This window comes from Streptomyces venetus, assembly GCF_039540295.1.
Classification (GTDB): domain Bacteria; phylum Actinomycetota; class Actinomycetes; order Streptomycetales; family Streptomycetaceae; genus Streptomyces; species Streptomyces venetus.
On record NZ_BAABET010000002.1, the window covers coordinates 492,643 to 506,028 of the forward strand.

Below are 13,386 nucleotides of genomic sequence, written 5' to 3' on the forward strand. Positions count from 1 at the left end.
TGTGAAGCCCGGGGGCTGTTCAGATAAAGAGCGTGTTTCCCTTGATTCCCGACTTCAGTCGCTCAGCACCGCACGCAACCGGTCAACTTCCGTTGTCGGCGCGTCACATGTGAAGTTACGGCAGACATACGCGGTTGGTTCACCGCCGACCAGCGGACGGTCCGCGAGCAGCGGGAACTCCTCGCTCCCTAGGGAGCCGACGGCGACGACCGCACCGGGCGCGGTACCGAGAAGTGCCGTGCGGTGCAGGGCCCTTGTGCCCTCGTGATCGAGGGACGGCCCCACGATCGCGACCTCACGCGGCCCGTCCAGCGCCGCCTCCGCGGCGGCGAGCCCCCAGCCGATGAACCGAGGCACGCGCGGCCCGAGCGCCTTGACGACGCCGAGGGCCTTCCAGGCGGCGGTGCGGTGGGGCTCGGAGCCGGTGTGCGCGGCATAGCCCAGCAGGGCGTTCGCCGCCGCGGTCCAGCCGGACGGGGCGGCGTTGTCCGTCGGGTCCTGCGGACGGCGGATGAGCCGCTCGGCGTCGGCGGCCGTGTCGAACAGGGCGCCCGACTCCGCGTCGGTGAAGCGCACCAGGACGTGGTCGAGGAGGAACCCGGCGAACTCCAGCCAGACGCCCTCACCGGTGACGGACGCGAGCGCGAGAAAGCCCTCGGCCACGTCGGCGTAGTCCTCCAGCACGCCCGCGTTGGCGCCGGCATGGCCGTCCTTGCTGGTCCGGGTGAGCCGGGCCTGCTCGTCCAGGTGCAGCCGGACCAGGAGGTCGCCGGCGGCGACGGCGGCCTCGACGAGGTCGGGCCGGTCGAAGTAGGCGCCGGTCTCGGCCAGCGCGGCGATCGCGAGGCCGTTCCACGCGGCGACGACCTTGTCGTCCCGGCCGGGCGCGGGCCGCTCCGCCCGCTTCGCGAGCAGCCGCTCCCGGACGGAGGCGACCTTCTCGGCGTCGAACAGACCGTCCTGCTGCGGAAGTTGCAGCACCGACTGGCCGTGCTCGAAGGTGCCCTCCTCGGTCACGCCGAAGTACCGCGCGGCGAGCTCCGCGTCCTGCTCGCCGAGCGCCTCACGCAACTGCCCGGGCGTCCACACGTAGTACGCGCCCTCGACGTGCTTGCCGGTCCCGTCGTCGCTGTCGGCGTCCAGCGCGGAGGCGAACCCGCCCTCCGCGGTGCGCAGCTCGCGCACCATGAAGTCCGCCGTCTCCAGGGCGACCCGACGGGCGAGCTCGCTGCCCGTGGCACGCCAGAGGTGGGCGTAGACACGGCACAGCAGGGCGTTGTCGTACAGCATCTTCTCGAAGTGCGGCACGATCCAGTCACGGTCGACGGAGTAGCGGGCGAAGCCGCCGCCGAGCTGATCGTAGATACCGCCCCGGGCCATGCGCTCGCAGGTGTCCCGCGCCATCTGCAAGGCGCCCTCGGCGCCGGTGCGGGCGTGGTGGCGCAGCAGGAACTCCAGCGCCATGGACGGCGGGAACTTCGGCGCCCCGCCGAATCCGCCGCGCTGCGGGTCGTACTCGCGGGTGAGCGCGAGCAGCGCCTGCGCGAGCTCCTGCTCGCCGGGGGCCTGGTCGTCGCCGTAGGAGATCTCCCGCCCGGCCAGATCCCGGACGATCTTCCCGGCGACCTCGGTCACCTCGTCCCGCCGCTCCTCCCACGCCTGCCGCACGCCTTGGAGAACCTGCCGGAAGGAGGGCATGCCCTGCCGGGGGGCGGGCGGGAAGTACGTGCCGAAGTAGAACGGCTCGGCCTCCGGGGTGAGAAAGACGGTCATCGGCCACCCACCGTGCCCGGTCGCCGCCTGCACGGCCTCCATGTAGACGGCGTCGACGTCGGGGCGCTCTTCGCGGTCGACCTTGATGTTGACGAAGTGCTCGTTCATATAGGCGGCCGTCACCTCGTCCTCGAAGCTCTCCTTCGCAAGGACGTGGCACCAGTGGCAGCTCGAATAGCCGACGCTCAGGTGCACCGGAACGCCTCGCCGACGCGCCTCCTCGAAAGCACCTCCCGACCAGGGCCACCAGTCGACGGGGTTGTCGGCGTGCTGAAGGAGGTAGGGGGACGTTTCGTGCGCCAGTCGGTTCGGCATACTCCCATCCTGCCTCACAGTGGGCACCGGGCCTCGGAACGCGCCCCCCGGCTCCCACCGCCCTTCTCGGGACCACCGGCTCCCGCGCTGCGCCACACCGGCTCGACGCGGGAGTGGTCCCAGGTGGGGTCCCCTTTGACACCGGGGCGCACCACACAGTGGGTGACGACGGAGGCCACCGTTTCTCGCTTCTCGGCCAGGCCCGCCGTGCCGGCCTGCCAGCGTCGGTACACGGCTTCCGAGGGCCGCACGTGCGGCGGTGCTTCGTGGAACAGCAGACGTTCGAGGGCTTCGTCGGCCAAAGGTCCGCTGATGCTGCACCGCCTGCAAGAACGGCAGGCGTAGACGTACGGGCTCCTTCGGCTTCCGCCCTTCTGCACGCACAACGCGCCTCCGCAGAGCGGTCCGTCGGGGCGCTGCGCGCCACAGCGCAGAACGCCGCTGGCGAGACGGCTGGGAGCCATGGTTCTGCCGGTGAGCCGCGGAGCGCCGCTGCCTCGGTGCATGAAGAGGCTCCCCGGGGAGAACGTCTCGCACACCGCCTTCCACTGCTCCGGCGTCACGATGGGCTGCCACTGCCCCAGTACCGGTTGCCCCGTCTCCGGCACGAGCAACAACTCGCCCTTGTTGGCCCTGTAGCCACACACCCGGGGCGCCGTCATGATCTGCGTCACGGTTTGCGCGTTGGGCCTGCCGCCCCTCGTTCCGGTGATGCCGAGTTCGCACCACTCTCGGGCGATGGCCCGGACAGCCTTGCCTCCGATGCGGTCGGAGACCGCTCTACCGACCAGGGCCGCCTCGACCGGGTGGAGCTTGATCCTGTCTTCCTGCCAGCCGAACGGTCGTGGTCCGCTGTGCGGCACCCCCTCCACCGCTCGGGCCCAGTGCCAGTCCGCCACTCGCCGGCTCCGTGCTTGCGTCTCCGTCATCGCGGCCTCCAGCGACCGCACGGCCCGCAGAAACCCCTCGCGGGAGTACGGGTCTCGCACGCCCTGCGGGTCGACCAACACGCGCCCCGGCCCGCTGGTGAGTGCGGCGAAGAACCGGGCAAGGTCCTCCGGGCGGCGATACAGCCGGTCGTCCGCGACGCAGACGACTCCCCCGATCACCTGTCCCTCAGCCGTGTACCCACGTGTCAGTTCGTCGACCAGTCGATCGAATCCAGGTCTCGCCGCGCCCTGCTTCGAAGCGCTGACTCCGTTGTCGGTGTACTCGCCGATGATCAGACATCCGTGTTGGTGCGCGGTCCGCTCATTGATCCGCAACTGGTGGCGCACTCCATGCCCGTCCCGCTGCCGGAAGTCCTCGGACGTACGGGCGTAGCACGCGACTGGAATCAGTCCGTTCACCGCACGCTCCACTTGGCCGGTCACACTTTCTCCCCCGTTCGACAGCCAGCCCGACACTCGCAACAACGAGCGAGTAGTCCTGAGGTCACCGGACTGCATCCGTTGATCGTCGCCCCCTCGCGCTCACGCCCTTCACGAAGGACACTCGTACGCAAAGGAGTTGCCGCCGGAGGGGGACGTGACATGCGGGACAGTCATCGGGCGGAGGCCGAGCGGCTGTTGGGGCGGGCCGTGGAGGAAGAGGTGCGCCGGACGGGCGGGCGCACCGACGGGAAGGTGCTGCTCGCGCGGGCGCGCGGGGCGCTCGACGCGCTGGCGCAGAGCTCGGCCGAGGAGTACGAGGCCTATACGCGCGCCCTGGACGAGGCGGCGGCCGGGCAGGTCACCTTCGGGCAGCGCTATGCCCGGGAGGGCGCCGGGACACCGTTGCTGGTGGCCGGGGTCGCGGCGGTGGCGGCCGTCGTCGCCGACCTGGCCCTCGGCACCGGTGCCGGGACGGCGGTGAGCGCGGGTGTGACCGTCGGGGTCGTGGGAGCCGCGGCGACCGTCGTCAAGGTGGTCGGCTCGCATCTGCCCGCCGCGCACCGGCGGGCCGGGGCCGTGAGCCAGCCGGGCGGGCCGGAACAGTTGCGGTTGCAGTGGCTGACGGCGCTGGAGGTGCGGGGCATCCGGCCGTTCCTGGACCAGGAGCGGGTGCGTGCCGCCTCCACCGGGCCGAAGGCCACGGGGCCGCGGCTGCGGGGCGCGGACAAGAGCGCGGCGGCACGTGGCCGCAACGTGCTGTCGCAGTCCTTCGGGCAGCTTCCGGAACCCGCGGATCCGTTCGCGGGGCGGCGCGCCGAGCTGGCGCAGATCCGGCAGTGGGTGCAGGCGGCCCGGGCGAGCACGCAGACGCAGCCGACGGTGGTGGTCCTGCACGGCCCGCCCGGCAGTGGCCGTACGACGCTCGCGGTGCAGGCCACGCACGGTCTGAAGGACTACTTCCGCGGTGCCTGTGTCGTCGACCTGCGTGCCGAGGGCCCGGGCGAGTCCCCGCTGTCCACCCGCAACGCCCTGCTGCATCTGCTGAACCGGCTCGGCGCGCCCCGCGAGCAACTGCTGTTCCGCGAGCGCTCCTCCCCCGACCAGCAGGTCAAGCGGCTGAGCGAGCTGTACCACCAGCATCTGACGGGCCTGCCGGTCACGGTCGTCCTCGACGATGCCTCGGACGCCGAGCAGGTGCGTGCCCTGGTCCCGGAGCGGTCCGACAGCCTGGTGCTGGTGACGGCGCGGGGCCCGCTGGATCTGGGCGACCTGCCCGCGCGGGTGCACCAGCTGGCGGTGGAGCCGCTGGACGCGGCGGGCGCGGAGGAACTGCTGGGCGCGGCGGCCCAGGACCGTTCCGGGCCGTACGACGCCGAGTCCGCCGACCGGGTGCGGGAGCTGTGCGGCGGGCTGCCGCTGGCGCTGCGCATCGTGGGGTCGTGCCTGGGCCCGCGTTCCCCGCGGGCGCTGGCCACGGACCTCGGCGCGTACGGCCCGGTCGAGCCGGTCGAGCGCGCCCTGTGGCTGCGCTACTCCGACCAGTCGGAGACCGTACGGCGGCTGCTGCGGAGGCTGGCCCTGGCCGGCCGGGCCTCGCTCGGGGCCGCCGCGGCCGCCGCGCTGCTGGCCACCGACGAGGCGGAGGCGAAGCGCCACCTCCAGGCGCTGACCCGCGCGGGGCTGATCGACCACGTGCGGGGCGACCGCTACCGGCTGCACGACCTGGTCCGCGCCTTCGCCCAGGCCCGGCTGCTCGACGAGGAGGAACCGGCCGAGCGCACGGCGGCGCAGGAGCGGCTGATCGTGAACTACGCCGAGTTGGCCGACTCGGTGCTGCGGATGGTCGACGGCAACATGTCGACCCGCACGAACCGTTTCAGCCCGTACGGTTTCACCTCCCTGGACGAGGCGCTGCGCTGGCTGGACGACGAGTCGAGCTTCATCACGGCGGCGCTGCGGCACGCCGAGGGTGTGAACCAGGCGGCGGTGCTGAACCTCCTGGGCGCCCTGTGCGACTACTGCCTGCTGCGTGGCGACCTGTACCGCCTGGGCGAGATCAGCGAACTCGCGCAGGCCGTCGACGAGGGGCTGCTGGTCCGCTCGGTGCAGTGGCGTACCGGCATCGCGGCGCGGCAGCTCGGTGAACTGGACAAGGCGCGTACGACTCTCGCCTCGGTCGTCGACCTGTACCGGGAGGCCCATCACGACGCGGGCGCGGCCCGTGCCCTGTGCTCCCTCGGTATCACCCTGCACCACCAGGGCAACCTGACGGAGGCGTCGGCGAAGCTCCGCGAGGCCCTGGCGCTCCAGGCCTCTCCCGAGCTGGCGACGGACCGTGCCTGGACGATGCATGCCCTGGCGGCCGTCGAGCGGGACCGGGCCCGGGTGGCTCAGGCTCTGGAGCTGCTGACGGAGTCCCTGGTCCTGCACCGGCGGGGCGAGTCGGTGCACGGTCAGGCGTGGGCTCACTTCCAGCTCGGCCAGCTGGGCCTGCGGATGGGCGATGTCCCGCGCGCCGAGTCGGAGCTGCGCGCCGCCCTGGACCTGTACGGCCGGACGCGCGACGCTCGCGGCGAGGCCTGGGCCCTGACCCAGCTGGCCCGGGCCCGGCTGGTCGACGGGGACGCGTCACCGGCCGTGGAGGAGCTGCGCGGGGCCGCCGCCCGGCACCGCGACAACGAGGACGCGCGGGGCGAGGCGTGGACGCTGTACTACCTGGGCCAGGCGCTGGAGGAGACGGGCAACCTCGATCAGGCGGTGCGTGAGCTGGAACGCTCCCGCACGATGTTCTCCCGTATGCGCGATGTGTACGGGCTGGCCTGTGCCCGCCACCACTCGGCCCGGGCCACCCGTGACCTGCGTGCGGCCCAGACGGGTTCGCTGCGCAACTCGGGCTTCGCCCGGCAGCTCCTGGTGGATGCCCGGGCCGACTTCCAGCGCATCGGTGTCGCCCACGGCGAGGCCTGGACCTGTCTGGAGCTGGCGGTGGTGGACGCGGGCAACGCCCGCACCCAGCAGGCGCTGGCCCTGTGCGACGAGGCGGTGGACCTCTTCACCTCGTACGGCGACCGCCGGGGCGAGGACTGGGCCCGTTTCCTGCGCTGCACGCTGCTGCCGTACGCGGCGCCCGGCGGCGCGGAGGTCGGCACGGCGGTGGCCCAGGAGGAGCTGGCCCAGCTGTCCCGGGCGGCTCATCCGCTGCGCGACGAGAAGCTCGACGAGTACGCGGACGCCTGGGCGCTGCTGCTGGAACGGGGAGTGAGTCTGGAGGCCGGCTGGCAGGCCTGGGAGCTCGGGATGACGCCGAGCAGGCATGCGCGGGAGGTCATGGGGGTGGCGGTGGGGTCGAAGGCGTAGGGCGCGCGGGGTGCGCGTGGTACCCGTCGGCGGCGGGCGGCCGCTGACGGGTACCGCCCCCGGGAGGGGGCGTCAGCCTTGCTTCTTGCCCTGGCCGGAGGCTTCCGCCTCCGGTTCCGTGGCCGCGGGCTCCGTCTCCGCCTGCTCGGCCTTGGGGTCCGGGACCTGCGTGAAGTCGACCCTGTTCATGTGCCGGCTCATGGACTTCATCAGGGCCCACACCGCCAGGGCCATCGCCGCGAAGACGATGAAGCCGAGGACGCCGGGGGTGACCTTGTCCTCGTCGACCTCCTTGGCGAAGGAGACGAGATGCGTCATTGCCAGGCTTGCGCTTGCGCTCATGTCAGGCATTGTCGCGGATGCCCGCAAAGAGGTCGTCCTCGGGGAGGGAGGTATCGACGAGGGACTTCGCCAGCTCGTACTCCTCCGTCGGCCAGACCTCCTTCTGGATCTCCATGGGCACCCGGAACCAGCCCCCGTCCGGGTCGATCTGCGTGGCGTGCGCGATCAGCGCCTTGTCACGGATCTCGAAGTAGTCGGCGCAGGGGACGTGCGTGGTGAGCGTGCGCTCGTTGCGGCCGAACTCGTCCCAGCGCTTGAGCCACTCCCCGTAGGGCGACTCCATGCCCCGGTCCAGCAGCGCCTGGTGCAGCGCCTCGGTGCGGGGGCGGTTGAAGCCCTGGTTGTAGTACAGCTTCTGCGGCTGGTACGCGGGGCCGTACTCCGCCTCCGGGTACTTCTCGGTGTCCGCCGCGCCCTCGAACGCCACCATCGAGATCTTGTGGGTCATGATGTGGTCGGGGTGCGGGTAGCCGCCGTTCTCGTCGTAGGTGGTGATCACCTGGGGACGGAAGGCGCGGATCTTCCGCACCAGCTCGCCGGCCGCGTGGTCGACGTCCTCCAGGGCGAAGCAGCCCTCCGGCAGCGGCGGCAGCGGGTCGCCCTCGGGCAGGCCCGAGTCGACGAAGCCGAGCCATTCCTGCTTGACGCCCAGGATCTCCCGGGCCTCGTCCATCTCCTTCTTGCGTACCTCGTGGATGTGCTCCTCGATGTACGTGTCCCCCTGGAGCTTCGGATTGAGGATGGAGCCGCGCTCCCCGCCCGTGCAGGTCACGACCAGCACGTCCACCCCCTCGGACACGTACTTCGCCATGGTCGCCGCGCCCTTGCTCGACTCGTCGTCGGGGTGGGCGTGGACGGCCATCAGTCGCAACTGGTCAGTCAAGACTCAATCCTCAGTAAGTCGGCGCCCTGTGTGCGTCGGCGCAATCTGCGGCTTCTATAGTGACCGAATCGGCGGGCGAATAATTCCGGGACCGGGTCCTGGAGCCCCTTCCGGGGCCTTCGTCCCGGCCCTGTCTGGAGGACGATCATGAGCACGGCGAGTACGCGACTGCCCGAGGGGCGCTACGGCCGTACCTCGGACGAGCGCGCGGACCGCAAGCTCAAGGTCATCGGTGCCGTGCTCGGGGCGGCGCTGCTGGGGCTCGTCGGCTGGTTCGGCTATCACTACGTCGGCCAGAACGAGATCAGCGCCGAGGTGATCAGCTTCGAGCTCGGCGAGAAGTCCGTGCAGGTTCATCTTGAGGTGCACAAGGACGCCGGTGCCGACGGTTACTGCACCGTGCGTTCGCAGGCCGAGAGCGGCCAGGTCGTGGGGCGGGGCGACTTCCACTTCGACGGGGACGCCACCCGCATCGACAAGGTCGTCACGCTGCGTACGACCTCTCCGGGGACGACGGCCGAGTTGCTGGGCTGCCACGCCGACTGACGACAACCGGCCACCTGGAATACGTAGGGCCTGACCTGCGCTGAGAGTAATCTGGTGGCTTATGTCCTCCCCCTTGCGCCCCTGAATTGTTAGGCTCGTGGTTTCGCCCATCCGTGAAGGAACATTCTTCTGGGTAGGGCGATGCTTTGTATTCCCAGTACCTACGAGGAGCACCTGTGACCCAGACCAGCGAGAACGTCACCTGGCTGACCCAGGAGGCGTACAACAAGCTCAAGGCTGAGCTTGAGTACCTTACTGGTCCCGCGCGGGCGGAGATCTCCGCGAAGATCGCTGCCGCGCGCGAGGAGGGCGACCTGCGTGAGAACGGCGGGTACCACGCGGCCAAGGAGGAGCAGGGCAAGCAGGAACTGCGTGTGCGCCAGCTCACCCAGCTCCTCGAGAGCGCCAAGGTCGGTGAAGCGCCCGCGGCGGACGGTGCGGTGGCGCCCGGCATGGTCGTCACGATCGCGTTCGACGGTGACGAGGACGACACGCTGACGTTCCTGCTCGCCTCCCGCGAGTACGCGAGTGCCGACATCGAGACGTACTCCCCGCAGTCCCCGCTGGGTGCCGGCGTGATCGGCCACAAGGTCGGCGAGGACGCGCAGTACGAGCTGCCGAACGGCAAGAAGGCCTCGGTGAAGATCCTGAAGGCCGAGCCGTACGAGGGCTGACCGGCCACGAAGAAGCTTGACGTGCCCCCGGCGTCCTTCGGGCGCCGGGGTTTTTGTCATGCCGTCGCGGAGCGGTACTTGCGCACCGCCAGCGTCCGGAAGACGACCAGGATCAGGATCGAGTAGATCAGCGAGGCCCAGACGGGGTGCTGCATGGGCCAGGCGTCGGACGGTGACTGGCCCGGGTTGGCGAACAGCACACGGCAGGCCTGGACCGTGGCGCTGAAGGGGTTCCACTCGGCGATGTGGCGCAGCCACGGGGTCATGTGGCTGGTGTCCACGAACGCGTTCGAGATGAAGGTGACCGGGAAGAGCCAGATCAGCCCGCTGGAGGTGGCGGCCTCGGGGGTCCGGACGGACATGCCGATCAGGGCGCCGATCCAGGTGAACGCGTAACCGAGCAGGAGCAGCAGCCCGAAGGCCGCGAGGACCTTGGCGGCGTTGGTGCTGCCGTCCGACCCGACGCGCCAGCCGACCAGGAGGGCGACCACCGCGAGGACGACCAGGGTGAGGGCCGTCTGCACGGAGTCGGCGAGGGTGCGCCCGGTGAGCACCGCGCCGCGGGCCATGGGCAGGGAGCGGAAGCGGTCGATGAGTCCCTTGTGCATGTCGTCGGCGATGCCGGCGCCGGAACTCGCGGTCGCGAACGTGACGGTCTGCGCGAAGATGCCCGCCATCAGGAAGTTCTTGTAGTCGACGGCACTGGTGCTGCTGCCGATCTGCATGGAGCCGCCGAAGACGTAGGTGAACAGCACCACGAACATGATCGGCTGGATCAGCCCGTAGATGATCATCTCGGGGATCCGGGACATGCGGATCAGGTTCCGCTTGGCGACGACCATCGAGTCGCGGATCGACTGGCTCACCGGGTTCGCGGCCGGCGCGACCCGCACGGTGTCGGTGACGGCGCTCACTTCGCGGCCTCCTTGTCGTTCTCCTCGTTCTTCACCTCGGCCACGTGGCCCGTGAGGGACAGGAAGACGTCGTCGAGGGTCGGCCGGCGCAGGCCGATGTCGTCGATCTCGATGCCCCGCGTGTCCAGTTCCCGGATGACTTCGGCGAGGAGTTTGGCGCCGCCGGTCACGGGCGCGGTGAGCTTGCGCATGTGCTCCTCGACCGTGGTGTCGCCCTTGCCGAAGCCGGCGAGGACCTCGGCGGCGGCCCGGATGTGCTCGCGCTCGTGCACCACGACCTCGACGCGCTCGCCGCCGGTGCGGGCCTTGAGCTGGTCGGAGGTGCCCTGGGCGATGACCCGGCCGTGGTCGACCACCGCGATGTCGTGCGCGAGGTGGTCGGCCTCCTCCAGGTACTGCGTGGTCAGCAGCAGCGTCGTACCGCCGGAGACGAGCTGCTTGATGACCTCCCACAACTGCTGGCGGTTGCGCGGGTCGAGGCCGGTCGTCGGCTCGTCCATGAACATCACGGGCGGCGAGACGACGAGGGCCGCGGCGAGGTCGAGCCGGCGGCGCATGCCTCCGGAGTAGGTCTTGGTGGGCCGGTCGGCGGCGTCCGCGAGGTGGAACTGCTCCAGCAGCTCGGCCGCGCGCTCCTTCGCCGCCTTCGCCCTCATCTGGTAGAGCTGCCCGACCATCTGGAGGTTCTCGCGGCCGGTCAGGTACTCGTCGACGGCCGCGAACTGGCCGGACAGGCCGATGGAACGGCGGACGGCGTCGGGCTGCTTCAGCACGTCTATGCCCGCGACGACCGCACGCCCGCTGTCGGGCCGCAGCAGGGTGGTCAGGCAGCGGACGGTGGTCGTCTTGCCCGCGCCGTTCGGCCCGAGCAGGCCGAGGACCGTGCCCTCGGGCACGTCGAGGTCGACGCCGTCCAAGGCCTTTACGTCACCGAAGGTCTTGACCAGACCTTCGGCATAGATGGCGCCAGGCATATGAGTCTCCACGTCTTCGGGGATCGCCGGACAGGTGAGTGGCGCATCACACCAACACACCATAACGCGATGTATCGCGTCTCACAATCGATTTTTCCGTGTGTCGTTTCCGGGGAGAAGAAGGGATCTTGACCGGCTCGTGCGCCGGCTCAGCCCATGACCGTGTAGCCCGCCTCGCGCAGCGCCTGACCCACCTCGGCGCAGTGCGCCGGGCCCTTCGTCTCCAGGTGCAGCTCGACCTCCGCCTCCGTGAGTCCGAGCCGAGGGTCGGTTCGCACATGACTCACATCGAGGACGTTAGCGTCAACCACTGACAACGCACCCAGAAGTGTGGCGAGAGCTCCCGGACGGTCCGTCAACCGCAGCCGGACGGCCAGATAGCGGCCCTGTGCGGCCATGCCGTGCCGCAACACCCGTTGCATCAGCACCGGGTCGACGTTGCCGCCGGACAGCACGGCGACGACCGGCCCCTCGATGGTGCCGGGCTCGCTGAGCAGCGCCGCGACCGGGCTCGCCCCGGCCGGCTCCACGACCAGCTTGGCCCTCTCCAGGCAGAGCAGCAGCGCGGCGGACAGCTCGTCCTCACTGACCGTGCGCACCTCGTCGACCAGCTCGCCGACGATCCCGAACGGCACGTCGCCCGGCCGCCCGACCTTGATGCCGTCGGCCATCGTCGCCGGGTTCTCGACCGTGACCGGCCGGCCCTCCGCCAGCGAGGGCGGGTACGCCGCCGCGCCCTCCGCCTGCACGCCCACGATCCGCACGTCCGGACGCAGGGCCTTCACCGCGACGGCGATCCCGGCGGCCAGCCCGCCCCCGCCGATACCGACGACGACCGTGCGCACCTCGGGGCACTGCTCCAGGATCTCCAGGCCCACCGTGCCCTGACCGGCGATGATGTCGGGGTGGTCGAACGGGTGGATGAACACCGCGCCCGTCTCGGCGGCGTACTCCTGTGCCGCGGCCAGCGTCTCGTCGACGACCTGGCCGTGCAGCCGCACCTCGGCCCCGTAGTCCCGGGTGGCGCTGACCTTGGGCAGCGGGGCACCCTTCGGCATGAACACCGTGGAGCGCACGCCGAGCAGCGCCGAGGCCAGGGCGACGCCCTGCGCGTGGTTGCCGGCGCTCGCGGCGACGACACCGGCGGCACGCTCCTCGGGCAGCAGACCCGCGATCCGGACGTACGCGCCGCGCAGCTTGAACGAACCGGTCCGCTGGAGGTTCTCGCACTTGAGGTGCACCGGCGCGCCGACCGCCTGGGACAGGTACCTGCTGCTTTCCAGCGCGGTCACCCGCGCCACACCCGAGAGCATCTTCTGCGCTCCGCGCACGTCGTCGAGGGTGACGGGTCGCAAGGAGTCAGCCGTGCTGTAGCTCATGACTCCAGCATCGCAGTTCACGGGTGGGAACGACTGTTGTGACCAACCTCCGAGACCCGCTTTGCGCAGCGCCGGTACGGCCCGCCTTCCGGCCGCGTACCCTGTCCCCCAATCTGCCAGCCCTCCACGAAGTGAGCCCCCGGCCATGCCCACAACACCTGAAATGTCGATGGACATGACGACCGTCGGTGACACCGGTCTTCTCGACACGCTGCAGCACGAGGTGGCGCTGTTCGCCCGTCGTGCCGAACAGACCCGGCTCGGCGGAGTCGGGCAGGTGCGCAACTCCATGGACCGCGCCGCGTACCTGCTGCTCAACCGGCTCGACAAGGAAGGCCCGATGGGCGTCAAGGCGCTCGCCGCGAGCATGGGCATCGACTCGTCGACGGTCACCCGGCAGGTGGCTCCGCTCGTCGACACCGGCCTGGTCAAGCGCACCTCGCACCCCGAGGACGGGCGGGCCGTGGTGCTCCAGCTCTCCCCGCGCGGGCAGGCGCGACTGGAGGAAGTGCGCTCCTCCCGACGGCAGTTGATGGCCGAACTGACCCACGACTGGGAGCCGGAGGAGCGCGAGGCGTTCTGCTCGCTCCTCACGCGCTTCAACAGCGCGCTGTCCGCCCGGATGGCGGTACCGGGGGTACCGGGGCCGGAGGCGCAGTCGCAGTCCTGAGGACGGGGGCCGTCATGCGCCGAGGGCCGGCTTGTGGGGGCCGGTAGCCCATTCTGAGGGCCAGAAGCCGGTACTGAGGGCCGAGGGCCTGTTCCTCGCCGTTCCGGGGGCCGTACGCCGCCGGTCCGCCGCCCCGACCCGGTGCGCGGCTCTTGACCACGGGGCCGCCCCTGGCCTGATATGAGA

General features: G+C 70.8%; 11 protein-coding genes. 4 read left to right on the forward strand and 7 right to left on the reverse strand.

Annotation, left to right across the window (positions count from 1 at the left end; translation table 11 throughout):
- Positions 1-54 precede the first annotated feature (54 nt).
- Positions 55-2,088 carry a thioredoxin domain-containing protein gene (locus tag ABEA82_RS07130; RefSeq protein WP_345660523.1) on the reverse strand — a complete coding sequence of 678 codons (2,034 nt, stop codon included), beginning with the start codon at positions 2,086-2,088 and terminating at the stop codon, positions 55-57.
- A gap of 14 nt (positions 2,089-2,102) precedes the next feature.
- Entirely contained in the window at positions 2,103-3,437 is a 1,335-nt protein-coding gene (locus tag ABEA82_RS07135; protein ID WP_345660524.1) for a recombinase family protein, read from the reverse strand.
- A 183-nt stretch (positions 3,438-3,620) separates the two neighbouring features.
- On the opposite strand from ABEA82_RS07135, the gene ABEA82_RS07140 reads away from it, so the two are divergent.
- Complete coding sequence (locus tag ABEA82_RS07140; protein ID WP_345660525.1) at positions 3,621-6,818, forward strand: tetratricopeptide repeat protein; 3,198 nt, start codon at positions 3,621-3,623, stop codon at positions 6,816-6,818.
- Positions 6,819-6,890: 72 nt separating this feature from the next.
- Here the strand turns inward: ABEA82_RS07140 and ABEA82_RS07145 are convergent, their stop codons facing one another.
- The gene (locus ABEA82_RS07145; RefSeq protein ID WP_345660526.1) at positions 6,891-7,169 is read right to left on the reverse strand and encodes a hypothetical protein; all 279 of its coding nucleotides are present in this window, start codon (positions 7,167-7,169) and stop codon (positions 6,891-6,893) included.
- A complete protein-coding gene (gene mca / locus ABEA82_RS07150; protein ID WP_345660990.1) occupies positions 7,162-8,022 on the reverse strand; it encodes a mycothiol conjugate amidase Mca in 861 nt (286 codons plus the stop codon). Before mca ends, ABEA82_RS07145 begins: the two co-directional genes overlap by 8 nt.
- 168 nt (positions 8,023-8,190) lie before the next feature.
- Between mca and ABEA82_RS07155 the strand changes: the two genes are divergently transcribed.
- Both ABEA82_RS07155 and greA read left to right on the forward strand, forming a co-directional pair.
- Positions 8,191-8,589: a DUF4307 domain-containing protein gene (locus ABEA82_RS07155; protein ID WP_345660527.1), complete on the forward strand. Its 399-nt coding sequence runs from the start codon at positions 8,191-8,193 to the stop codon at positions 8,587-8,589.
- Positions 8,590-8,765: 176 nt separating this feature from the next.
- Entirely contained in the window at positions 8,766-9,263 is a 498-nt protein-coding gene (gene greA, locus ABEA82_RS07160; RefSeq protein WP_345660528.1) for a transcription elongation factor GreA, read from the forward strand.
- 56 nt (positions 9,264-9,319) lie between these two features.
- Here greA and ABEA82_RS07165 read toward each other — a convergent pair whose 3' ends face one another.
- The 3 genes from ABEA82_RS07165 to ilvA all read right to left on the reverse strand — a co-directional run bounded on the left by ABEA82_RS07165 (position 9,320) and on the right by ilvA (position 12,530).
- Positions 9,320-10,177 (reverse strand): ABC transporter permease, encoded by an 858-nt coding sequence (locus ABEA82_RS07165; RefSeq protein ID WP_345660529.1) that lies wholly within the window; start codon positions 10,175-10,177, stop codon positions 9,320-9,322.
- Positions 10,174-11,151 (reverse strand): ATP-binding cassette domain-containing protein, encoded by a 978-nt coding sequence (locus ABEA82_RS07170; protein ID WP_345660530.1) that lies wholly within the window; start codon positions 11,149-11,151, stop codon positions 10,174-10,176. The genes ABEA82_RS07165 and ABEA82_RS07170 overlap by 4 nt, the downstream gene beginning before the upstream one ends.
- A 149-nt stretch (positions 11,152-11,300) precedes the next feature.
- Positions 11,301-12,530, reverse strand: a complete 1,230-nt coding sequence (gene ilvA / locus ABEA82_RS07175; RefSeq protein ID WP_345660531.1) for a threonine ammonia-lyase — start codon at positions 12,528-12,530, stop codon at positions 11,301-11,303.
- A gap of 163 nt (positions 12,531-12,693) precedes the next feature.
- On the opposite strand from ilvA, the gene ABEA82_RS07180 reads away from it, so the two are divergent.
- On the forward strand, positions 12,694-13,200 hold the full coding sequence (locus ABEA82_RS07180; RefSeq protein ID WP_345660991.1) for a MarR family winged helix-turn-helix transcriptional regulator: 507 nt from the start codon (positions 12,694-12,696) through the stop codon (positions 13,198-13,200).
- The last annotated feature ends 186 nt before the right edge of the window (positions 13,201-13,386 follow it).